The organism is Micromonospora sp. DT231 (assembly GCF_049847025.1).
Classification (GTDB): domain Bacteria; phylum Actinomycetota; class Actinomycetes; order Mycobacteriales; family Micromonosporaceae; genus Micromonospora.
This window is the reverse complement of record NZ_JBNCNO010000004.1, coordinates 134,315-154,828: the sequence shown is the minus strand read 5'-3', so window position 1 is coordinate 154,828 and position 20,514 is coordinate 134,315. Positions and strand designations below refer to the sequence as shown.

19 protein-coding genes are annotated in these 20,514 nt (G+C 72.5%); 14 read left to right on the top strand and 5 right to left on the bottom strand.

The genetic code is table 11. The annotated features are described in order from the left end of the window. Together ACPXBU_RS12160 and ACPXBU_RS12155 are read left to right on the top strand one after the other, a co-directional pair. Window positions 1-1,539 (top strand): NAD(P)-binding domain-containing protein, encoded by a 1,539-nt coding sequence (locus ACPXBU_RS12160; RefSeq protein WP_425758118.1) that lies wholly within the window; start codon window positions 1-3, stop codon window positions 1,537-1,539. After that, window positions 1,529-2,926, top strand: a complete 1,398-nt coding sequence (locus ACPXBU_RS12155) for a class I adenylate-forming enzyme family protein (protein WP_425758117.1) — start codon at window positions 1,529-1,531, stop codon at window positions 2,924-2,926. The genes ACPXBU_RS12160 and ACPXBU_RS12155 overlap by 11 nt, the downstream gene beginning before the upstream one ends. Before the next feature lie 52 nt (window positions 2,927-2,978). On the opposite strand, the gene ACPXBU_RS12150 is transcribed toward ACPXBU_RS12155, so the two are convergent. Beyond that, window positions 2,979-3,101, bottom strand: a complete 123-nt coding sequence (locus tag ACPXBU_RS12150; RefSeq protein ID WP_030490864.1) for a 50S ribosomal protein L36 — start codon at window positions 3,099-3,101, stop codon at window positions 2,979-2,981. A 197-nt stretch (window positions 3,102-3,298) separates the two neighbouring features. Here ACPXBU_RS12150 and ACPXBU_RS12145 point away from each other — a divergent pair, with 197 nt between their 5' ends. After that, complete coding sequence (locus ACPXBU_RS12145; protein ID WP_425758116.1) at window positions 3,299-4,216, top strand: lytic polysaccharide monooxygenase auxiliary activity family 9 protein; 918 nt, start codon at window positions 3,299-3,301, stop codon at window positions 4,214-4,216. Between the two features lie 19 nt (window positions 4,217-4,235). On the opposite strand, the gene mgrA is transcribed toward ACPXBU_RS12145, so the two are convergent. Further along, the gene (gene mgrA, locus ACPXBU_RS12140; protein ID WP_425758115.1) at window positions 4,236-5,231 is read right to left on the bottom strand and encodes an L-glyceraldehyde 3-phosphate reductase; all 996 of its coding nucleotides are present in this window, start codon (window positions 5,229-5,231) and stop codon (window positions 4,236-4,238) included. 70 nt (window positions 5,232-5,301) lie between these two features. Between mgrA and ACPXBU_RS12135 the strand changes: the two genes are divergently transcribed. From ACPXBU_RS12135 to ACPXBU_RS12100, 8 genes are all read left to right on the top strand, one after another. Continuing rightward, window positions 5,302-6,282, top strand: a complete 981-nt coding sequence (locus tag ACPXBU_RS12135; protein ID WP_425758114.1) for an aldo/keto reductase — start codon at window positions 5,302-5,304, stop codon at window positions 6,280-6,282. Further along, the gene (locus tag ACPXBU_RS12130; protein WP_393366756.1) at window positions 6,279-6,785 is read left to right on the top strand and encodes a hemerythrin domain-containing protein; all 507 of its coding nucleotides are present in this window, start codon (window positions 6,279-6,281) and stop codon (window positions 6,783-6,785) included. Before ACPXBU_RS12135 ends, ACPXBU_RS12130 begins: the two co-directional genes overlap by 4 nt. 55 nt (window positions 6,786-6,840) lie before the next feature. Continuing rightward, complete coding sequence (locus tag ACPXBU_RS12125; protein ID WP_425758113.1) at window positions 6,841-8,085, top strand: sensor histidine kinase; 1,245 nt, start codon at window positions 6,841-6,843, stop codon at window positions 8,083-8,085. Next, window positions 8,082-8,732: a response regulator transcription factor gene (locus tag ACPXBU_RS12120; protein ID WP_357376412.1), complete on the top strand. Its 651-nt coding sequence runs from the start codon at window positions 8,082-8,084 to the stop codon at window positions 8,730-8,732. The genes ACPXBU_RS12125 and ACPXBU_RS12120 overlap by 4 nt, the downstream gene beginning before the upstream one ends. A gap of 76 nt (window positions 8,733-8,808) precedes the next feature. Then, on the top strand, window positions 8,809-9,885 hold the full coding sequence (locus tag ACPXBU_RS12115) for a hypothetical protein (protein WP_425758112.1): 1,077 nt from the start codon (window positions 8,809-8,811) through the stop codon (window positions 9,883-9,885). Between the two features lie 57 nt (window positions 9,886-9,942). Further along, complete coding sequence (locus ACPXBU_RS12110) at window positions 9,943-11,403, top strand: sigma 54-interacting transcriptional regulator (RefSeq protein WP_425758111.1); 1,461 nt, start codon at window positions 9,943-9,945, stop codon at window positions 11,401-11,403. A 2-nt stretch (window positions 11,404-11,405) separates the two neighbouring features. After that, the gene (locus ACPXBU_RS12105; RefSeq protein ID WP_425758110.1) at window positions 11,406-13,358 is read left to right on the top strand and encodes a VWA domain-containing protein; all 1,953 of its coding nucleotides are present in this window, start codon (window positions 11,406-11,408) and stop codon (window positions 13,356-13,358) included. Between the two features lie 28 nt (window positions 13,359-13,386). After that, window positions 13,387-13,851 (top strand): hypothetical protein, encoded by a 465-nt coding sequence (locus tag ACPXBU_RS12100; RefSeq protein ID WP_425758109.1) that lies wholly within the window; start codon window positions 13,387-13,389, stop codon window positions 13,849-13,851. Window positions 13,852-13,966: 115 nt separating this feature from the next. Here ACPXBU_RS12100 and ACPXBU_RS12095 read toward each other — a convergent pair whose 3' ends face one another. Further along, window positions 13,967-14,974 carry a GlxA family transcriptional regulator gene (locus tag ACPXBU_RS12095; protein WP_425758108.1) on the bottom strand — a complete coding sequence of 336 codons (1,008 nt, stop codon included), beginning with the start codon at window positions 14,972-14,974 and terminating at the stop codon, window positions 13,967-13,969. A gap of 55 nt (window positions 14,975-15,029) precedes the next feature. Between ACPXBU_RS12095 and ACPXBU_RS12090 the strand changes: the two genes are divergently transcribed. Then, the gene (locus tag ACPXBU_RS12090; protein ID WP_425758107.1) at window positions 15,030-16,331 is read left to right on the top strand and encodes an MFS transporter; all 1,302 of its coding nucleotides are present in this window, start codon (window positions 15,030-15,032) and stop codon (window positions 16,329-16,331) included. Between the two features lie 19 nt (window positions 16,332-16,350). On the opposite strand, the gene ACPXBU_RS12085 is transcribed toward ACPXBU_RS12090, so the two are convergent. After that, window positions 16,351-17,061 carry an RICIN domain-containing protein gene (locus ACPXBU_RS12085; protein ID WP_425758106.1) on the bottom strand — a complete coding sequence of 237 codons (711 nt, stop codon included), beginning with the start codon at window positions 17,059-17,061 and terminating at the stop codon, window positions 16,351-16,353. Window positions 17,062-17,133: 72 nt separating this feature from the next. Then, a complete protein-coding gene (locus ACPXBU_RS12080; RefSeq protein WP_425758105.1) occupies window positions 17,134-17,604 on the bottom strand; it encodes an aminoacyl-tRNA deacylase in 471 nt (156 codons plus the stop codon). A 93-nt stretch (window positions 17,605-17,697) separates the two neighbouring features. Here ACPXBU_RS12080 and ACPXBU_RS12075 point away from each other — a divergent pair, with 93 nt between their 5' ends. Beyond that, window positions 17,698-19,095: an FAD-binding oxidoreductase gene (locus ACPXBU_RS12075; RefSeq protein ID WP_425758104.1), complete on the top strand. Its 1,398-nt coding sequence runs from the start codon at window positions 17,698-17,700 to the stop codon at window positions 19,093-19,095. After that, window positions 19,092-20,435: a class I SAM-dependent methyltransferase gene (locus ACPXBU_RS12070; RefSeq protein ID WP_425758103.1), complete on the top strand. Its 1,344-nt coding sequence runs from the start codon at window positions 19,092-19,094 to the stop codon at window positions 20,433-20,435. Before ACPXBU_RS12075 ends, ACPXBU_RS12070 begins: the two co-directional genes overlap by 4 nt. The last annotated feature ends 79 nt before the right edge of the window (window positions 20,436-20,514 follow it).

Here is a 20,514-nt window from a genome sequence, read left to right as displayed (position 1 = left end):
ATGACGCACGATTGCCTGATCATTGGAGCCGGGCCGGCCGGCCTGCAGCTCGCGGCCCTGCTCGAACGCGACGGTCACGACTACGTGGTGCTGGAGGGCGGCCCCCGGGCTGGCACATTCTTCGAGACCTATCCCCGGCACCGTCAGCTAATCTCGATCAACAAGGTGTGGACCGGGTCGACGAACCCGGAGTTCAATCTGCGGTCGGACTGGAACTCGTTGCTGACCGACGATCCGGGGCTGCTCTTCAAGAACTACAGCACGAGCTACTTTCCGGCCGCCGACGATCTCGTGCGTTATCTCGCCGACGTCGCGCGGGGCCTGAACATCGTTTACGACACCCGGGTGACCTCGGTGTCGAAGACCGGCGACGTGTTCACCGTGCAGGCCGGCGACCACACGTGGACGGCCCGCAGAGTCGTCGTCGCCACCGGCGTCCCCGCGCTCCACGTGCCGCCGATCGAGGGTGCGGACCTGGCCGAGCGCTACGACACCGTAAGCGTCGAACCCACCGACTTCGTCAATCAGCGCGTCTTGATCATCGGTAAGGGCAATTCGGCCTTCGAGACCGCGGACGCGCTCGTCGAGACCGCCGCCACGATTCACGTCGCCGGGCCGCACTCCATCAAACTGGCCTGGCAGTCCCATTACGTCGGGCATCTGCGGGCGGTGAACAACAACTTCCTGGACACCTATCAGTTGAAGTCGCAGAACGCCGTCCTGGACGGCACCGTGGAACAGATCAGCAAGCGGGAGGACGGTGGGTTCCGGGTGCTGTTCCGGTACGCCCGGACGGTCGAGAATCTGCGCGAACTCGAGTACGACAGGGTCATCCTCTGCACCGGATTCCGCTTCGACGCGTCCATCTTCGCCGAGTCCGCCCGGCCGGAGCTGGTCATCGACGATCGGTTCCCGGCGCAGACGCCGGCCTTCGAGTCGGTGAACGTCCCAGGCCTCTACTTCGCCGGCACCCTCAGCCAGCAGCGTGACTTCAAGAAGTCCACGAACGGCTTCATCCACGGCTTCCGCTATGCCACCCGCGCACTGCACCACATCCTCCGCGAGCGGCACCACGGGCAGCCCTGGCCGTCCCGGCGGATCGCCTCGACACCGGAGGCGATCGCCGATTCGATAATCGCCCGGATCAACGTGACCTCGGCGCTGTGGCAGCAGTTCGCGGTGCTCGGCGACGTCATCACGGTGGAGGGCGAGGCCGCCCGCTACCGCGAGGAGGTGCCGGTCGCCTACCTGCGCGACACGGAGCCGGACGTGTTCGCGTTGCTGGTCACCCTGGAGTACGGCCCCGACCACGACCAGGTCGACCCGTTCGACATCACCGTGCCGCGCCCGGCCGAGAACGACGCGAGCGCCGCGCACGACGCCAGCTATCTGCACCCCGTCGTCCGGGTGCTGCGCGACGGGCAGACAGTCGCCGAGCACCACCTGGCGGAGAACCTGGAAAACCAGTGGGACCTACCGACCGTGCATCGGCAGCCCCTGGAGGTCTTCGTCAAGGGCGTCCTCGCCGATGCCCGCTGACGTCTGGCCGCAGCCCGTCCTCGACCTCCTGGAGTCCGGCGGGGACCGGCCGGTCTTCGAGGACGCGTCGACAGTCACGACCGCCTCGGCGATGGCGGGTCTGGTCCGGCGCGTCGCGGCCGGGCTGCGCTCCCGCGGCGCGGGGCCCGGAGTGGGTGTCACGCTCGACCTGCCGGTCACCGCCGCCGCCTTCGCCGCCACGATGGCCGCCTTCGCCGTCGGGGCGCGGGTGTCCGGGTGGCGTGCCGACCTGAGCCCGGCACAGCTGTCCGGCTCCCTCGTGGTCGACTCGGCCGCGCTGGCCGCGCTCGCCGAGCATCCCGACGACGGGCTGCCGCTCGTCGCGGCGGGACGGGCCGCGGATCCCGCGCGGATCATCTGGACAAGTGGGAGCACGGGGACACCGAAGGGCGTGGTGCAGACCTACGCGGCCATGTCGGCGGCCTGGGTGGCGTACCCGGACCGCTGGCCCCCGGCCATCGCCGACCTGGCCACCCGGTTGCGGCGTTACCTGGTCTTCGGCTCGCTGGCCAGTCAGGTGATGCTGGAGTACGGCGTCCTCGCCCTCGTCGCGGGCGGCACCCTCGTCGTGGCGCCCCGGCCGGTCTTCCCGGCCGCCCTTGTCGCGCACCGGGCCACGGCGAGCGTGATCACCGTCGGCAAGCTGCACCAGCTGGTCCGGGACCAGCGCGCCAACCCGGTGGACCTGCGTCACCTGCGGGCGCTGATGGTCTCCGGGTCGCCACTCGCGCCGGGCCGGCTGGCGGAGGCGCTCGACGTGCTGGGTCCGGTGCTCTTCCACGGGTACGGGCAGACCGAGACGTCGATGATCGCGATGGTGACCCCGGCCGAGATGCTTGCCGACGCGGCCACGCTCGCCACCGTCGGTCGTCCGGCCGTGGACGTCCGCGTCCGCGACGGGGAGATCTTCGTCCGCACCCCCGCGCAGGCCTCCTCGTACTGGCAGGACCCGGGCGAGTCGGCCGAGGTGTTCGTGGACGGCTGGGTGCGTACGCGTGACCTGGGAAAGCTCGACGCCGACGGATACCTGCGGCTGCTCGGGCGGGCGCGGGACGTGATCATCGTGAACGCGCAGGTGATCCACGCCGGGCCGGTGGAACGGGCGCTGGCCGCCGACACGACGGTCGCCGAGGCGTACGTGGTCGGGGGGCCGGACGAGACGACCGGCGAGGCCGTGCACGCCTTCGTGGTGCCGAGGGCCGGGAGAACGCCCGACCCAGACGTGCTGCGCGCACTCGTGGCCGTGCAGGTGAACGATCTCGCGGTGCCGCGCACCGTCACGGTCATCGACCGAGTCCCGCTCGCGCCCAGCGGCAAACCGGACAAGAGTCAGCTTCTCCGTGGGGGCACAGACCAAACGCCCTGACCGGTGTGACCGGTCAGGGCGCTTGTCGACTGTATGTCCGTTAAGGGCGGGGTCAGCCCTGGCGGCTCTTCCACTGCGGGTTGGCGCGGTTCACCACGACCACCCGGCCACGACGGCGGACCACCACCGAACCCGGCTTCTGCTTCAGCGCACGCAACGAGCTACGTACCTTCATGTCTGCCTCCTCGGTTCCAGCGGTTCCGAGTATCGAAACGCCGCACCCAGCCCGGAGATTCCCGCCGCCGTGGTGCCCCCACCTGGGCCATCTCGCCGAACGCGGCGCGACCCGCCCTCGACCGGAAACGGTGACCAGGTGCCGACGTCGAACCTTTGCCGCCCGCCGGCCGTATCAGTGGGCGGGAGGTCAACCTCATGACCGTACGCCGGCTCCTCGCCACGGTGCTCGTCGCTGCCGCGACCGTGCCGCTGGCCGCCACACCCGCCGCCGCGCACGGCGCCCCGACCGACCCGATCAGCCGGGCGGCGGCCTGCGGACCCGAGGGCCGGTACGCGACCACCGCCGCCTGCCAGGCCGCCGTCGAAGCGGGCGCGGCCGTCCGGGAATGGGACAACGTGCGGGTCGCCGCGATCAACGGGCGAGACCGGGAACGGATCCCGGACGGTGAGCTGTGCAGCGGCGGGCTGTCCGCGTACCGGGGGCTGGACCTGCCCCGCACCGACTGGCCGGCCACCGACCTGACGGCGGGCGCGACGTTCACCTTCCGGTACCGGACCACGATCGAGCACCGGGGCACCTTCCGGCTCTACGTCACCAGGCCCGGGTACGACCCCAAAGCCCCGCTGACCTGGTCGGACCTCGAAACACGTCCGTTTCTGACGCTTAGCGACCCGCGGGTGCGGGCCGGGGCGTACCAGTTGCCGGGTCGACTGCCGACGGGCCGTACGGGTCGACACCTGATCTACACGATCTGGCAGAACTCGACCACCCCGGACACCTACTACTCCTGCTCGGACGTGGTGTTCCGCGACGCCAGGGCCAAGGCCACCCCGACGAGGGCCGCGACTAAGGCGGGCGCTGCCGCGCCGCGTACCGCCGCGAGCCGGCCGGCCGCCACCGACCCGGCGGTGGCGGCGGCGGCCGACCCGGGCGTGCCGGTGGCGTCGGTGACCGACCTCGGCGCGCGCTGGCCGGTGCTGGCGGGCGCCGCCGTCGTGCTGCTCCTGGTGCTGCTTGTCGGCGCGGGGCGGCGACGCCGCACCCCCGCGGCCCCGGTCGGCCGTCAGTGCGAGGTACGCAACCACCGCGTCGGGCGGCGCCGGATCTGGTGACCCGGCCCGCCCGCGCGGGTCAGCGCAGCAGACCGTCGATCTCGGCCAACTCCTCGGCGGTGAAGTCGAGGTTGTCCAGCGCGGCGATGTTCGTCTCCAACTGCCCGACGCTGCTCGCCCCGATGATCAGGCTGGTCATCCGGGGATCACGCAGCGCCCAGGCGAGCGCGAGCTGGGCGAGGGACTGGCCGCGCCGCTCGGCGATCGCCCCGAGCCCCCGGATGGTGGCCATCTTCTCGTCGCTGAGGTCGCTCTCGTTGAGGAAGACACTCGTGCGCACCCGCGAGTCGGCCGGGATGCCGCCCAGGTAACGGTCGGTCAGCAGCCCCTGGGCCAGCGGGCTGTACGCGATGCAACCCGCCCCGACCTGCTCCAGCGTGTCGAGCAGGCCGTCGGACTCGGTCCAGCGGTTGAGCATCGAGTACGACGGCTGGTTGATCAGCAGCGGCGTACCCAGGTCGCGCAGGATCGCGGCGGCCCGTGCGGTCTGCTCGGAGTTGTAGTTCGAGATGCCCACGTAGAGCGCCTTGCCGGAGCGGACGGCGGCATCCAGCGCGCCCATCGTCTCCTCCAGCGGGGTGTCCGGGTCGAACCGGTGCGAGTAGAAGATGTCGACGTAGTCGAGCCCCATCCGGCCCAGCGACTGGTCCAGCGACGAGATCAGGTTCTTCCGCGAGCCCCACTCGCCGTACGGGCCGGGCCACATCAGGTAGCCGGCCTTGCTGGAGATGACCAACTCGTCGCGGTACGCCCGCAGGTCGGTGGCGAGCAGCCGACCGAAGTTCTCCTCCGCCGATCCGGGCGGCGGCCCGTAGTTGTTGGCCAGGTCGAAGTGGGTGACCCCCAGGTCGAAGGCCCGCCTGACGATGTCGCGCTGCCTGTCGAACGGGCGGTCCGGGCCGAAGTTGTGCCACAGCCCGAGGGAGACGGCGGGCAGTCGCAGGCCACTGCGTCCGCTGCGCCGGTAGGTCATGGTGTCGTAGCGGTCATCCGCGGCGAGGTAGGTCACGATCATGAGCCTAACTCCGGGCCGTGGTACCCCGGATCAGGCGTGCGAATCAGGACAGCGGGGTAGTTTCGACGCCATGCGGTTCATCGGCCTCGACACTCCCAAACCGTTGTCCAGGATCGGGTTGGGCACCTGGCAGTTCGGCTCCCGGGAGTGGGGCTACGGCCCGGACTTCGACAGGCGGGCGGCGCAGATCGTCCGGCGGGCCGTCGAGCTGGGCGTGACGGTCTTCGACACCGCCGAGGTCTACGGGTTCGGGCGCAGCGAGCGGATCCTCGGCGCGGCGCTCGGCGACGACCGGCCGAAGGTCGTGGTCGCCAGCAAGATCTTTCCCGTGCTGCCGGTGGCCGCTGTGGTGCAGCAGCGGGCGGTCGCCTCGGCGGCCCGGCTCGGCGTCACGAGCATCGACCTCTACCAGGTGCACCAACCCCACCCGCTCGTCGCCGACCACACCACCATGCGCGGCATGCGGGTGTTGCAGGACGTCGGGCTGATCGGCGAGGTCGGGGTGAGCAACTACGGGCTGCGCCGCTGGCAGGTCGCCGAGGCGGCGCTCGGCCGGCGGGTGCTCAGCAACCAGGTCCGCTACAGCATGCTGGACCGCGCGCCCGAGCAGGACCTGCTGCCGTACGCGCGGCAGGCCGGGCGGGTGGTCATCGCGTACAGCCCGCTGGCGCAGGGCTTCCTCTCCGGCCGCTACGACGCGAAGAACCCGCCGAGCGGCGCGGTGCGGCGGGCCAACCCGTACTTCCTGCCGGAGAACCTGGAACGCGGCGCGGTCCTGATCGACACCCTGCGCCAGGTGGCCGACGCCCACGACGCCACCCCCAGCCAGATCGCGCTCGCCTACCTGCTGCACCACCCGAACGTGCTCGCCATCCCCGGAGCGTCCGGGGTGGAGCAGATGGAACGCAACGCCGCCGCCGCGGACCTCGACCTCGCCGACGACGAGTACGCGGCGCTGGCCGAGGCCGCCAAACGCTTCCGACCGGTCACCGGGCTCGCCGCGATGCCGGCGATGCTGCGTGCCCGGTTCGCCAACACCACCGGAAAGTGAGCACAGTGGACGACATCACCGCTCTGATCCTGGACGACCACGCCGCCTTCCGGCGCGGCTTCGCCCGCCTCGACGACGCCCGCGACGAGCAGGAGATGCTCGCCATCTGGGACGCCCTCGCCCTGCACCTGGACATCCACGCCGAGGCGGAGGAGGCGATCCTCTACCCGCACCTGGTCAAGCACGGCGACGACGGCGAGGACGAGACCGCCGACGCGATCGGCGACCACAACAAGATCCGCGACGCCGTCGCCGAGGCGAAACTGCACCCGGTCGGCTCGGAGCAGTGGTGGGCGGCGGTCGGCACGGCCCGCCGGGAGAACAGCGAACACCTCGCCGAGGAGGAGGACGAGGCACTGCCCGACTTCCGCCGGCACGCCAGCACCGAACTCCGCGCCGAGCTGGGCCAACGTTGGCTCACCTTCTACGGCGAGCACAAGAACGGCCGCAATTTGCCGTTCCGCGACAAGGACCCCCAGCAGTACGTGGCCGACCACCGCTGAGATCTCCCCGGCTTGGGGGAGTCGCCGCAACCGATCCGGGCCGCAGAATGACGGAATGACCTTCCGCGCGGCGCTGGCCCCGCTGGTCGCCGGCACCACCTGGCGACGCGGCGTGTTCCTGCTGCTCGGTGGCGTGCTGGCGCTGCCGTACGGGCTGCTCGTGGTCACCTTCGTCGAACTGCTCGGCGACTCGGCGATCCCCCGCTCCCTGACCTACGCGCTGCTGGTGGTCGCGGTGCTGATCGCCGTGGTGCCGCTGCTGCTGGACGGCAGCCGGGCCCTGGAGATCGCCGCCGTGCGGAGGTTGCTCGGCGTCGACCTCCCCGAGCCCGCGCTGGGGCATCGCGGCGACCGGGAGACCCGACTGCGCAGCGCACTGTGGATCGCCACCCACCTCATCGTCGGCGCGGTGGTGATGATCGCGCTGTTCAGTGCCCTGCCGATGGCGCTGGCCTTCATCGCCCAACAGTTCGGCGTCGACACCGAGTTGACAAGCCAGGAACGGTTCGGGCCGTTGGACGGGCGGGACAGCGGCTGGCTGACCGTGACCGGGGTGGCGATGCTCGTCGGTCTCGGCTACGCCGTCGCGGGGCTCGGCGCGCTTGCCGGTTCGATGGCGCCGGTGCTGCTCGGCCCCGCGCAGGCGGAGCGGATCGCCGCCCTGGAGGCGCAGGCCACCCGGCTCGCCGAACGCAACCGGCTGGCCCGGGAGCTGCACGACTCGATCGGTCACGCGCTGACCGTGGCCACCCTCCAGGCCGGTGCCGCCCGCGAAGTCCTTGACACCGACCGGGAGTTCGTCCGTCGGGCGCTGACCGCCATCGAGGAGACCGGACGGACCGCGATGGACGAGCTGGACCATGTGCTCGGGGTGCTCCGGGAGGCCGGCACCGCCCAGCCCGTGGTGGCGCCGCAGCGTACCCTCGCCGACCTGGACCGGTTGGTCACCGACGCCCGCGCGGCCGGGTTGGCGGTGCACGCACACCGCGTCGGCGACCCGGCCCGGGTGCCCGCGGTGGTCTCCCGGGAGGGTTACCGGATCGTCCAGGAGGGCCTGACCAACGCCGCCCGCTACGGTGCGGGGCCGGTGACGCTGCGACTGGACCTGCACGCGGGAGCACTGGAACTGGAACTGGTGAACGCGGTGGACCGTCCCGGACGGGCCGACCCGGGCCGCGGCGGTCGAGGACTGGACGGGATGCGGGAGCGGGTGCTGCTGCTCGGCGGCCGGATCACCGTGGGCCCCGACGGCGACCGCTGGCTGATCCGGGCCCGTCTGCCCTACGAGGAGGCGACATGACCACCGGGGTGCTGATCGTCGACGACGACGAGTTGATCAGGGTGGGGCTGCGCGCCATCATCGACGCCCAACCCGACCTGCGGGTGCTCGCCGAGGCCGCCGACGGCGCCGAGGTGCCGCCGCTGGTCGCCCGGCACCGGCCGGACGTGGTGCTGATGGATGTGCGGATGCCCAGCATCGACGGCATCCAGGCCACCCGGCACCTGCTGGCCACCTCCGCCGACCCGCCCCGGGTGCTGGTGGTCACCACGTTCGCCAACGACGAGTACGTCTACGAGGCGCTGCGCGCGGGCGCGTCCGGCTTCCTGCTCAAACGGGCCCGGCCCGCCGAGGTGGTGGAGGCGGTCCGGGTGGTCGCGGCGGGGGAGTCGCTGCTCTTCCCGGCGGCGATCCGTCAGCTCGTCGGGGCGTACGGGCCGGCCGGCGGCGACCAACTGCGCGCCGCCCGACTCACCGAGCGGGAGGCCGAGGTGCTGCGGTTGATGACCACCGGCCGGTCCAACCCGGAGATCGCCGCCCACCTGGTGGTCGGGGTGGAGACCGTCAAGACGCACGTCGGCAACGTGCTGGCCAAGCTGGGCGCCCGCGACCGCACCCAGGCGGTCATCGCCGCCTACGAGTCCGGCTTCGTCACCCCGTCCGGCTGATCGCTCCCTCTACCGGGGGAGCGGCTTCACCGCCGGCCGGGAGGGAACCGATCGGACATCGGTCGAGGCTGAGAGCATGACGACGATCACCGCCTCCCCGCCTCGTACCGACTCCCGCTGGCCCGACCGGCTCGCCCCACTGGCCGCCGGTTGGCTCGGCCTCTGGGGCGTTCTCGCCCTGCTCAGCATGCTCACCGGCACCGGCTACCCCTTCGGCCCGAACGACCCCCAGGGCGGCGACGTCAGTCTGCTCCGCCTCGTGCCGGTGGAGGTGGCCACCCCGCTCTTCGCCGGCGTGCTGCTCACCGCCGCGGTGGCCGCGCTGGCCATGAGTCGCCCGGCGGCACGTCCGTCCGGCCCGCTGCGGGCGCTGCTCGCCGGCTACGGCTGGGCGGTCGCGTTCGTGCTGGTCCTGGTCGTGCCGGACGTCCGAGTGCTGATCGTCCTCGGTTACCTGCCGATCCTGATCGTCGGTGCGCCGTTCGGCTGGCCGCCGATCGACTACTCCGACGTCTTCAACTGGGCGCTGTTCGGCCGGTTCGCGGCGCTGGCCGGCGGGCTGCTGCTGGTCGGGGCGGTGCTCGCCTGGCAGCGCCGTACCGCCGCGGCCTGCGTGGGCTGCGGCCGCGGCCACACCGACCGAGGGTGGACCACCCCGGCCGCCGCCACCCGTTGGGGCCGGTGGGCCGCCGGCATCGCCGCGGCCATCCCGTTGACGTACGCGCTGACCCGGTTCGCCTGGGCGGCCGGCATCCCGCTCGGCATCTCCCGCGAGTTCCTGACCGAGATGCAGGACACCGGGCTGGTCTGGGCCGGGTTCGGGCTGGCCGCCTTCGCCACCGTCGGCGCGATCCTCACCCTCGGTCTGGTGCAGCGCTGGGGCGAGCGGTTCCCGCGCTGGATGGCCGGCCTCGCCGGTCGCCGGGTGCCGGTGAAGCTGGCCGTGGTGCCGGCCAGCCTGGTCGCCATCTCCGTGACCGCGGCTTCACTGGGGCTGCTCAGCAATCCCGAGTTCTGGCGGCTGACCGGCGGGCTCAGCCTCACCGGGGCGCCGATGCTGCTCTGGCCGCTGTGGGGCGTGGCACTCGGCGCGGCCACCTACGCGTACCACCTGCGCCGGCGCGGCGCCTGCCGGCGCTGCGGCCGGCAGTGAGGGTGGGAGTGGGGGTGCCCCCTGATGCCCGGGGCGCCCCTGCGAATGTGAGCTAGCGTGGGTCGGGTGACTGCGCCTAACCCGGTAATCCCGGTTCCACCGGCCGACCTGCCCGGCACGCTCGGCGCGCTGCGGGCAGCCGGTCACCGATACCGCACCGTCAAGCAGGAACTCCGCGACAACCTCCTCGCCCGGATGCGTTCCGGCGAGACCCGTTTTCCCGGCATCGTCGGCTACGACGACAGCGTGCTGCCCGAGGTCGAGCGGGCCCTGCTCGCCGGCCACGACATGGTGCTGCTCGGTGAGCGCGGCCAGGGCAAGACCCGACTGATCCGCTCGCTCGGCGCGCTGCTCGACGAGTGGACCCCGGTCATCGTGGGCTCGGTGCTCAACGAGCACCCCCTGCACCCGCTCACCCCCGCGTCCCGCGCCCAGGTCGCCGAGGCCGGCGACGACCTGCCGATCGGCTGGCTGCACCGCTCGATGCGCTACGGCGAGAAGCTCGCCACCCCGGACACCAGCGTCGGCGACCTGATCGGTGACGTCGACCCGATCCGGATCGCCCAGGGCCGCACCCTCGGCGACCCGGAGACCATCCACTTCGGGCTGGTGCCGCGCACCAACCGGGGCATCTTCGCCGTCAACGAGCTGCCCGACCTGGCCGAACGCATCCAGGTGGCGCTGCTCAACGTCCTGGAGGAACGCGACATCCAGGTCCGGGGCTACCAACTGCGGCTGCCGCTGGACCTGCTCCTGGTGGCCAGCGCCAACCCGGACGACTACACCAACCGGGGCCGGATCATCACTCCGCTCAAGGACCGGTTCGGCGCGGAGATCCGTACCCACTACCCGGTCGACCTGGAGTTGGAGCTGGCGTTGATCCGGCAGGAGGCCGACCTGGTCGCCGCCGTGCCGGAGCACGTCCTGGAGGTGCTGGCCCGCTTCGCCCGCGCGGTCCGGGAGTCGCCTTCGGTGGACCCGCGCTCGGGTGTCTCCGCCCGGTTCGCCATCGCCGCCGCCGAGACGGTCGCCGGTGCCGCCCTGCGTCGCGCCGGCCTGCTCGCCGGCGCCGGCACCCCGGAGGGCCGCCCCGAGGCGGCGGTGGCCCGGGTCGGCGACGCGGTGTCGGTGACCAGCACGTTGCGCGGCAAGGTGGAGTTCGAGTCCGGCGAGGAGGGGCGGGAGATCGAGATCCTCGCCCACCTGCTGCGGACCGCGACCGCCGAGACGTTCCGGGCGCACCTGGCCGGGCTGGACCTGTCCGGGTTCACGGCGCTTGTCGAGGACGGCGCGGCGATCGAGACCGGCGAGCTGGTCAGCGCGACGGAGCTGCTGCGCCAGGTCGGCACCGTACCCGGGCTGGCGAAGGTCCTCGACCGGCTCGGCCTGGGCGACGCGCCCACCCCGGAGGAGGCCGCCGCCGCCGTCGAGTTCGTGCTCGAAGGGCTGCACCTGACCCGCCGGCTGGGCAAGGACGTCACCGACTCGGGGCGCACCGTCTACGGCGGCCGGGGCTGACCATGGCCGGCAATCGGTTCCGGTACGGGCAGTGGACCGGCGGGCCCGACCCGCTGGCACCCCCGTACGACGTACGCGAAGCTGTCGACGAGGTCGGCGCCGAGGTGCTGGCCGGCGGCAGCCTGCGGGAGGCGCTGCGGGATCTGCTGCGCCGTGGTCCGCAGGGGCGGGGCGGGCTGGACGACCTGGCCGCCCGCGCTCGGCGACTCCGCCGGGAGGCGCTCCGCCGGGGCGACCTGGACGGCGCGGTGACCAGGGCACGGGCCCTGCTCGACCAGGCGCTCGCCGCCGAGCGGGACGAGTTGCGGGGCCGCGACGACGACGGCGCGCGGTTCGCCGAGTCGGTGCTCGACAATCTGCCCCGCTCGACGGCACGGGCGGTGGAGGAGCTGTCCGGCTACCAGTGGGCCAGCGAGGACGCCCGCCGGTCGTACCAGCAGATCCTCGACCAGCTCCGCGACGACGTGCTCGGTCAGCGCTTCGCCGGCCTGCGCGACGCGGTACGGGCGTCCGCCGACCCGGCCGCCCAGCAGCGGCTGGCCGAGATGATGGGCGACCTGAACGACCTGCTGGCCCGGCACGGCCGCGCGGAGGACACCACCGACGCGTTCGCCGAGTTCATGCGCCGACACGGCGACTTCTTCCCGGAGCAGCCGGAGACCGTCGACGAGCTGATCGACGTGTTGGCCCGCCGCTCGGCGGCCGGCGAGCGGCTGATGAACTCGCTCTCCGACCGGCAGCGCGCCGAGCTGGCCGGGCTGATGCAGCAGTCGCTCGGCGACCGCCTGGCGGGGGAGTTGTCGGCGCTCGACGCCAACCTGCGGGCGCTGCGCCCGGATCTGCGCTGGGGGCGCGGCGAGCGGGTCCGGGGCGACCAGCCGCTGGGCTACGCCGACGCGGCGGGCGCGCTGGGTGAGATCGGTGAGCTGGACGACCTGCTGGACCAACTCGACCAGGAACACCCCGGGGCCACGCTCGACGACGTGGACGTCGACGCGGTCGCCCGCACGCTGGGCCGGGAGGCGGCCGACGAGGTGCGCCGGCTGCGGGACCTGGAACGGGAGCTACGCCGGCAGGGCTGGGTGAGCCGGGACGCGGAGGGGCTCACGCTGAGCCCGAAGGCGCTGCGCCGGCTGGGCGGGACCGCGCTGCGACGGGTCTTCGCCGACCTGACCGCCGGGCCGCGCGGGCAGCACGACCTGCGTTCGGCGGGGGCGGCCGGCGAGGTCAGCGGTGGGTCCAGACCCTGGGAGTACGGCGACGAGCAGCCGTTGGACGTGGTCCGGACGCTGACCCGGGCGGTCCGCCGGGCCGGGCCGACGGTTCCGGTGCAGCTCGCGGTGGACGACTTCGAGGTGGTGGAGACCGAGAGGCGGGCCTCGGCGGCGGTGGTGCTCTGCGTCGACCTGTCGTACTCGATGATCTCGCAGGGTCGTTGGGGGCCGATGAAGCAGACGGCGCTGGCGCTGGCGCACCTGATGGAGACGCGTTTCCCGCAGGACGCCCTGCAGATCGTGGGCTTCGGCCGGGAGGCGATGACGCTGACCCAGCAGCAGTTGGCCGCCGTCGAGCCGGACGGGGAGCAGGGCACGAACCTCCAGCACGCGCTGCGGTTGGCCGGTCGACACCTGCGCCGGCATCCGGACGCCGAGCCGGTGGTCCTGGTGGTCACCGACGGCGAGCCGACCGCCCACCTGGATCCGGACGACGGGGAGGCGCTGTTCCACTGGCCGCCGCTGCCGGAGACGATCGAGGCGACGGTCCGTGAGGTGGACCGGCTGAGCCGTTACGGCGCCACGCTCAACCTGTTCATGCTCGGCGACGACCCGGGCCTGCGGCGCTTCGTCGACGCGGTGGCCCGCCGCAGCCGTGGCCGCATGTTCACGCCCGACACCGACGACCTCGGCGAGTACGTGGTCAGCGACTACCTCCGCTCCCGCCAATCCCGCCGCTAACGTCCCGCCGGGCAGGTTGACTGGGGGCATGGAGAGTGGAGGGCTGCGCCAGGCCTACGACGGGGTGTTCGTCGAGCTTGACGCGGGGGAGTTCGGGGCGGCCCCGGAGGGGCAGCTCAGCGCCGAGCAGATCGTCGCGCACCTGGTCGCCAACGACGAGTTGATGATCCAGGCCACCGAGGCGCTGCTGGCCGGGTCGCCGTTCGCCTACTACGAGCTGGAAGAGGACATCCACCGGCCACAGCTCGACGCGTTGGTCGCCGAGCAGGGCGGTCTGCGGGGGCTGACCGCCCTGCTGCACGGCACCAGCGACCGGTTGTGCGGGCTTGTCGACCAGCTCGGCCTGGCGGCGGAGACCCCGGTCGAGACCCACCTGCGGGAGGGCTTCGACCTCGTCGTGGACGAGCCGCTGCCCTGGTCCCGCACGCTCGACCTGCACACGAGGGTCCACCTGCCCAAGCACCAGGCCCAACTGCACGTCCTCCGCGCCTGAGCGACGCCGCCCACCCCAACCTCTCCGCCGATCTTGCACTTTCTGTCCCGACGAAAGTTGCATAACGGGTCAAGTCAACGACAGTAAGTGCAAGATCGCGGGGTGGGGGCGGGGGTCAGGTCTTGGCCAGGGCTGGGCGGGGGTGGAAGGTGCGGCGGTAGGCGGAGGGCGCCACACCGATGCGTTGGTGGAGTTGCTGGCGCAGGGCGGCGGTGGTGCCGAAACCCGCGCGGTGCGCGATCTGGTCGACGGTGAGGTCGGTCGTCTCCAGCAGCAGTCGCGCGTGATCGGTGCGCTGTTGCAGCAGCCACTGCGCCGGGCTCAGGCCGGTCTCCGACCGGAAGCGTCGGGTGAAGGTGCGTACGCTCATCCGCGCCTGCTCGGCCAGGTCCCGCAGGGCGATCGGCTCGTGCAGCCGCTGCCGTGCCCACTCCCGCGCTCCCGCGGTGCTGGACTCGGTGACCTTCGGCACCGGCCGTTCGATGTACTGCGCCTGGCCGCCGTCGCGCCACGGCGGCATCACACAGCGGCGGGCCGCCCGGTTGGCCACCTCGCTGCCGTGGTCGAGGCGGATGACGTGCAGGCAGAGGTCGATGCCGGCGGCGACTCCGGCCGAGGTGAGCACCCGGTCGTCGACGATGAAGAGCACGCCCGGGTCGAGGTCCACCCCGCCGTGCAGGCGACGGAACTGCTCCGTGAACGCCCAGTGGGTGGTCGCCCGACGCCCGTCGAGCAGGCCGGCGGCGGCCAACACGAACGCCCCGGTGCAGATCGACATGATCCGGGCCCCCCGCTCGTACGCCGCCCGTAGCGCCTCGGCCACCTCCGGCTCGACGATGCCCGAGGTCAACGCGCTGCCGGCGTGGATGCCGGGGACGATCACCGTGTCGGCGGTGTCGAGCAACTCCAGACCGTGGTCGGGCAGCACCTGGAAGCCGCCCGTGCTGCGGACCGGCCGCCCGCCCGGAGTGCACACCCGGACGTCGTAGAAGTGTGTGTCGTCGGCGGCCCGGGCGGTGCTGAAGACCTGCGACGGGGTGCCGAGGTCCAGGCCGACCACCTGGTCGAGGGCGAGGACGGCGATCCGGTGCGGGCGAGGCGTCATGGCCCGATTATTGCGCATGATGGCTTTCCGGCCACTCGTCGGGGCGCGAGGCCCCGCCCAGACTTGTCGCGTGATGAAAAACCGCCGTCTGCATCCCGCCTGGCTGGTCGCCGCCGTCGCCTTCGTGGCGCTGGTCGGCGCGGCCGGCTTCCGCGCCACCCCGTCGGTGCTGCTGCACCCGCTGCACGAGGAGTTCGGCTGGCCCCTGGCCACCATCTCCGCCGCCGTCTCGGTGAACCTGCTGCTCTACGGGCTCACCGCGCCGTTCGCCGCCGCCCTGATGGACCGGTTCGGCATCCGCCGGGTGGTCTCGGTGGCCCTGCTGCTGGTCGCCGCCGGCAGTGGGTTGACGGTCTTCATGAGCGCCAGCTGGCAGCTGCTGCTCTGTTGGGGTGTACTGGTCGGACTGGGCACCGGGTCGATGGCGCTGGCCTTCGTGGCGACCATCACCGGGCGGTGGTTCGTGCGCCGGAGGGGCCTCGTCACCGGAGTGCTGACCGCCGGTGGGGCGGCCGGACAACTGGTGTTCCTGCCGCTCGTCGCCATCCTGGTCCGCGACCACGGCTGGCGTACCGCCGCGCTCGTCGTGGCCGGCGCCGCGCTGGCGGTCGTACCCCTCGTGGTGTGGTTGCTGCGCGAGCACCCGGCGGATCTCGGGCTGCCCGCCTACGGGGCGACCGAGGTCGTCGCGGCGCCGCCGGCGACCGGCGGCGCGGCGGCCCGGGCGCTGGGAGCGCTGGCGACGGCGGCCCGGACCCGCGCGTTCTGGCTGCTGGCCGGCGGGTTCGCGATCTGCGGAGCGACCACGAACGGCCTCGTGGGTACGCACTTCGTGCCGGCCGCGCACGACCACGGCATGCCCCAGACCACCGCGGCCGGGCTGCTCGCCCTGGTCGGGCTCTTCGACATCGTCGGGACCATCGCCTCCGGCTGGCTCACCGACCGGGTGGACAGCCGGTTGCTGCTCGGCTTGTACTACGCGCTGCGCGGGGCGTCGCTGCTGGTCCTGCCGAGCCTGTTCGCCGGCACCGCCAAACCGAGCATGCTGGTGTTCATCATCTTCTACGGCCTGGACTGGGTGGCGACCGTGCCGCCGACGGTGGCGTTGTGCCGGGAGTACTTCGGATCCGCCGGGGCCGTGGTGTTCGGCTGGGTGTTCGCCGCCCACCAGTTCGGCGCGGCGCTCGCCGCGACAGGCGCGGGGCTGGTGCGGGACCAGCTCGGTGACTACGCGACGGCCTGGTACGTGGCCGGTGCGCTGTCGATCGGCGCCGCCGGCCTGTCGTTGCTGCTGCGGCGCCGGCCGGGACAGCCGGTGTCGGCGGCCGTGCTGGCCGCCGCGACCGCACCGAAGGCGTGGAGCTTCCGGGGCTGAGCTGCCGCGCGACGGCCGGTCAGCCCACGATCCACTGCTGGGCCGGTCGGCCGTCGCAGGGGCGCTGCCGGATGTCGTCGCCGGCCTCGACGCCCTCCTCGTCGGCCTGGGCGCACTTGCCGCTGTGCACGGCGACCAGCAGCACCGGGCCGGTGCCGGTGGGGCTCAGCCGCCACTGCTGGTTGGCCTGGCCGTGGCAGGGAAACTGCATCAGCCGGGCGCCGTCGTCGCGACTGCCGCCCTCGACGTCGAGGCACTGACCGTGCGCGGCGTTCGCCACTGTCACCGCGTCCGCCCCGGCCGGGTTGACCACCCACTGCTGCTCCGGGCCGCCGGTGCAGGTCGCCAACTCGGCCGCCGCCTCCCGCCCGTCGCCGTCGAGCCCCAGGCAGAGCCCCGAGGCGGCCTTGAACACCCGGGGACCGGTCGGCGGGGCCGGCGGGACCGCCGGGGTCGGCGACGGCGCGGCGGGCGCGCTCGGGCTCGGCTCGGCCGCCGCGCCGGTGGGCTGCGCGTCGGTGGACGGCGCGCCGACCGTCGCCGGCACGGTCGGCTCGTCGTCACCGTCGAGCAGCCCGGTGGCGAAGACCACCCCGAGGAGTACGCCGACCAGCCCGACCGCCAGCGCCACCCGCAGCAGCGGATCGGCCAGTGGACCGGATCGTGCCGCCCGTCGGCGGCCGCCGTAGACGGTGCCGGCGGGGTCGGGGCGTTCCTCGGGCGCGGACATACGCGCCATCCTCACCCACCGCCGTCAACCAGTGCCAGTCGGTGCGGCGGTGGGTGACCCCTGTCGACGGGCTCAGCGGGTGGGTTGCGGGTCGGTGACGTCGGCCACGGTGGCGCCGAGAGCCGTGATCGCGGTGTCGGCGTCGACCGCGATGGCGAGGCCCCGTTCCCCGGCGCCCAACGTGATCTCCCGACCGCGCAGTCGCTCGTCGGCGATCACCGGCCAGGCCGTGCTCGCGCCGAACGGGGTGATGGTGCCGCGCTCGTAGCCGGTCGCGGCCAGCGCGCCGGCGGCGTCCGGCATGGAGAGTCGGTGCACTCCGAGCAGGGTGCGCAGCTTGGGCCAGGAGATGACCCGGTCGCCCGGGGTGAGCACGAACAAGTGATCGTCCACACTCCGGCGGACCACGATCGTCTTGACGACATCGGGGACGGCCACGCCCCGGACCGCGGCGGCCTCCGCGAGGCTGCCCACCGCACCATGGCTGACCAGCCGATATGTGAGGCCGGCGGCGTCCAGGGCGGTGATCGCGGGCGATGGCATGCCCGCCACGGTAACCGCCTGGCCCGCCACCGGACGGGAAACCGCCACGGCCCACATCCCACGGATTCCCAGGTACGAGCGTAAGGTGATCACATGCGCGCTGAGCGTGTGGATCACCCCATTGACCATGATCAAGCGGTGGACACGCTGCGACGGTCGTACGCCGCGGTGCCCACGGGCGAGCCTGTCCGGCTGGCCAAACGCACCTCCAACCTGTTCCGCCCCCGGTCCGCGCCCCGGACTCCGGGGCTCGACGTGAGCGGCCTCAACGGCGTGTTGTCGGTCGACCCGACCGGGCGCACCGCCGACGTGCAGGGCATGTGCACCTACGAGGACCTGGTCGACGCGACGCTGCCGCACGGGCTGATGCCGCTCGTGGTGCCGCAGTTGCGCACCATCACGCTGGGCGGCGCGGTGACCGGCCTCGGGATCGAGTCCACCTCGTTCCGCAACGGCCTGCCGCACGAGTCGGTGCGGGAGCTGGACGTGCTCACCGGCTCCGGCGAGATCGTCACCGCCCGGCCCGACGGGGAGCACGCCGACCTGTTCGCCGCGTTCCCCAACTCGCTGGGCAGCCTCGGTTACGCGACCCGGCTGCGCATCGAGCTGCAACCGGTCGGCCGGTACGTGGCGTTGCGCAACGTCCGGTTCACCGACCTGGAGGCGCTCACCGACGCGATCGCCGAGGTGACCGCGACCCGGTCGTGGGCCGGTCAGCCGGTCGACGCGATGGACGGGGTGATGTTCAGCCCCGGTGAGGCGTACCTGGTGTTCGCCACGTTCACCGACGCCGCCGACCCGCCGAGCGACTACACCGGTCAGGAGATCTACTACCGGTCCCTGCGCCGGCGCACCCGGGACGTGCTCACCGCGTACGACTATCTCTGGCGCTGGGACACCGACTGGTTCTGGTGCTCGGCGGCGTTCGGCGCGCAGCATCCGGTCGTCCGCCGGTTCTGGCCGTCGCGGTACCGGCGCAGCGACTTCTACCACCGACTGGTGCGGCTGGAACACCGACACCAGGTGGCGGCCCGGATCGACCGACTGCGCGGGCAGCCGGCCCGGGAACGGGTCGTGCAGGACGTGGAGATCCCGCTGGACCGTACCGCCGACTTCCTGCGCTGGTTCGCCGGCGCCGTGGGGATGAACCCGGTGTGGCTGTGCCCGCTGCGGCTGCGCGAGCCGGCCGGCGCCGGTTCGGCGCGGTCCTGGCCGCTGTATCCACTCCGGTCAGGGCAGGACTACGTCAACATTGGGTTCTGGGGGAGCGTGCCGATCGCGCCGGGCGCCGCCGACGGCGACGTCAACCGCACGATCGAACGCAGGGTGTCGGAGTCGGGCGGCCACAAGTCGCTCTACTCCGACGCGTACTACGACCGGGACGCCTTCGATCGCCTGTACGGCGGCGACACGTGGCGGGCGGTGAAAGACCGCTACGACCCGGACCACCGGCTGACGGGACTGTACGAAAAGGCGGTAGCACGAGCATGAGCCTGACCGACAGAGATCAGGGGGCGGCGAGCGTCCCCGCCACCCCGCCGGCGGGGGGCCGGCACACGGGTCCGACCGTGGCGGATGTCATCCGCGCGGTCACCGCCGGGCCGTTGCCGGTGCGGATCAGCGGGTACGACGGCAGTTCCGTCGGCCCGTCCGACGCGGGCATCACCCTGGCGATCCGTTCCGAGCGAGGTTTGTCCTACCTGCTCACCGCTCCGGGCGACCTGGGCATGGCCCGGGCCTACGTCAGTGGTGACCTGGCGTTGCACGGGGTGCACCCGGGTGACCCGTACGAGGCGTTGCGGGTGCTCAAGGACGAGCTGCGGCTGCGCCCACCGTCGCTGGCCGAGGGGCTGGCGCTGGTGCGTGGGCTGGGCTGGGAGCGGCTGATGCCGCCGCCGGCACCACCGCAGGAGGCGTTGCCGCGGTGGAAGCGGGTGATGAACGGGCTGCGGCACTCGCGGGTGCGCGACAGCACGGCGATCTCGCACCACTACGACGTCTCCAACGCCTTCTACGAGAAGGTGCTCGGCCCGTCGATGACGTACACCTGTGCGGTCTTCCGGTCTCCGGACGACACGCTGGAGCAGGCCCAGGCGGCGAAGTACGACCTGGTCGCCGGCAAGCTGGCGCTGAAGAAGGGGATGCGGCTGCTGGATGTGGGCTGCGGCTGGGGTGGCATGGTGCGCCACGCCGCCCGCGAGTACGGCGTGAAGGCGCTCGGGGTGACCCTGTCGAAGGCGCAGGCGGAGTGGGCGCAGGCGGCGATCGAGCGGGAGGGGCTGACCGGGCTGGCCGAGGTGCGGCACCTGGACTACCGGGACGCGCCGGCCGAGCAGTTCGACGCCATCTCCTCGATCGGGCTAACCGAGCACATCGGGGTGCGTAACTACCCGACCTACTTCGGGGCGCTGCGGTCCCGGCTGCGGGCGGGGGGTCGGCTGCTCAACCACACCATCACGCGCGCGGACAACCGGGCGCCGCACCGCTCCGGCGCGTTCATCGACAGGTACGTCTTCCCGGACGGCGAGTTGGCCGGCCCGGGTCGGCTGATCAGCGAGGTGCACGACGCCGGATTGGAGGTGCACCACGAGGAGAACCTGCGCCAGCACTACGCGCTGACGCTCGCGGCCTGGTGCCGCAACCTGGTGGAGCACTGGGACTTCTGCGTCTCGGAGGTGGGTGCGGGCACCGCCCGGGTGTGGGGGCTCTACATGGCCGGTTCCCGGATGGCGTTCGAGCGCAACGGCATCCAGCTGCACCAGGTGCTGGCCACGCACAACGGCCCGGACGGGGTGAACGGCTACCCGTTGCGGCCGGACTGGTTGCCCTGATCACCTGCTGACAGTTGCCTGAAGCCGCGTCGAGAAAGTCGGCGCGGCTTCTCGCGAACCGATTGACAAACTAATTTTG

What these genes read in the sequence shown, in the direction of transcription:
- ACPXBU_RS12160 (WP_425758118.1), top strand. Translation starts at nt 1, where the DNA reads ATGACGCACGATTGCCTGATCATTGGAGCCGGGCCGGCCGGCCTGCAG.
- ACPXBU_RS12155 (WP_425758117.1), top strand. Translation starts at nt 1,529, where the DNA reads ATGCCCGCTGACGTCTGGCCGCAGCCCGTCCTCGACCTCCTGGAGTCC.
- ACPXBU_RS12150 (WP_030490864.1), bottom strand. Translation starts at nt 3,101, where the DNA reads ATGAAGGTACGTAGCTCGTTGCGTGCGCTGAAGCAGAAGCCGGGTTCG.
- ACPXBU_RS12145 (WP_425758116.1), top strand. Translation starts at nt 3,299, where the DNA reads ATGACCGTACGCCGGCTCCTCGCCACGGTGCTCGTCGCTGCCGCGACC.
- mgrA (WP_425758115.1), bottom strand. Translation starts at nt 5,231, where the DNA reads ATGATCGTGACCTACCTCGCCGCGGATGACCGCTACGACACCATGACC.
- ACPXBU_RS12135 (WP_425758114.1), top strand. Translation starts at nt 5,302, where the DNA reads ATGCGGTTCATCGGCCTCGACACTCCCAAACCGTTGTCCAGGATCGGG.
- ACPXBU_RS12125 (WP_425758113.1), top strand. Translation starts at nt 6,841, where the DNA reads ATGACCTTCCGCGCGGCGCTGGCCCCGCTGGTCGCCGGCACCACCTGG.
- ACPXBU_RS12120 (WP_357376412.1), top strand. Translation starts at nt 8,082, where the DNA reads ATGACCACCGGGGTGCTGATCGTCGACGACGACGAGTTGATCAGGGTG.
- ACPXBU_RS12115 (WP_425758112.1), top strand. Translation starts at nt 8,809, where the DNA reads ATGACGACGATCACCGCCTCCCCGCCTCGTACCGACTCCCGCTGGCCC.
- ACPXBU_RS12105 (WP_425758110.1), top strand. Translation starts at nt 11,406, where the DNA reads ATGGCCGGCAATCGGTTCCGGTACGGGCAGTGGACCGGCGGGCCCGAC.
- ACPXBU_RS12100 (WP_425758109.1), top strand. Translation starts at nt 13,387, where the DNA reads ATGGAGAGTGGAGGGCTGCGCCAGGCCTACGACGGGGTGTTCGTCGAG.
- ACPXBU_RS12095 (WP_425758108.1), bottom strand. Translation starts at nt 14,974, where the DNA reads ATGCGCAATAATCGGGCCATGACGCCTCGCCCGCACCGGATCGCCGTC.
- ACPXBU_RS12090 (WP_425758107.1), top strand. Translation starts at nt 15,030, where the DNA reads ATGAAAAACCGCCGTCTGCATCCCGCCTGGCTGGTCGCCGCCGTCGCC.
- ACPXBU_RS12085 (WP_425758106.1), bottom strand. Translation starts at nt 17,061, where the DNA reads ATGTCCGCGCCCGAGGAACGCCCCGACCCCGCCGGCACCGTCTACGGC.
- ACPXBU_RS12080 (WP_425758105.1), bottom strand. Translation starts at nt 17,604, where the DNA reads ATGCCATCGCCCGCGATCACCGCCCTGGACGCCGCCGGCCTCACATAT.
- ACPXBU_RS12075 (WP_425758104.1), top strand. Translation starts at nt 17,698, where the DNA reads ATGCGCGCTGAGCGTGTGGATCACCCCATTGACCATGATCAAGCGGTG.
- ACPXBU_RS12070 (WP_425758103.1), top strand. Translation starts at nt 19,092, where the DNA reads ATGAGCCTGACCGACAGAGATCAGGGGGCGGCGAGCGTCCCCGCCACC.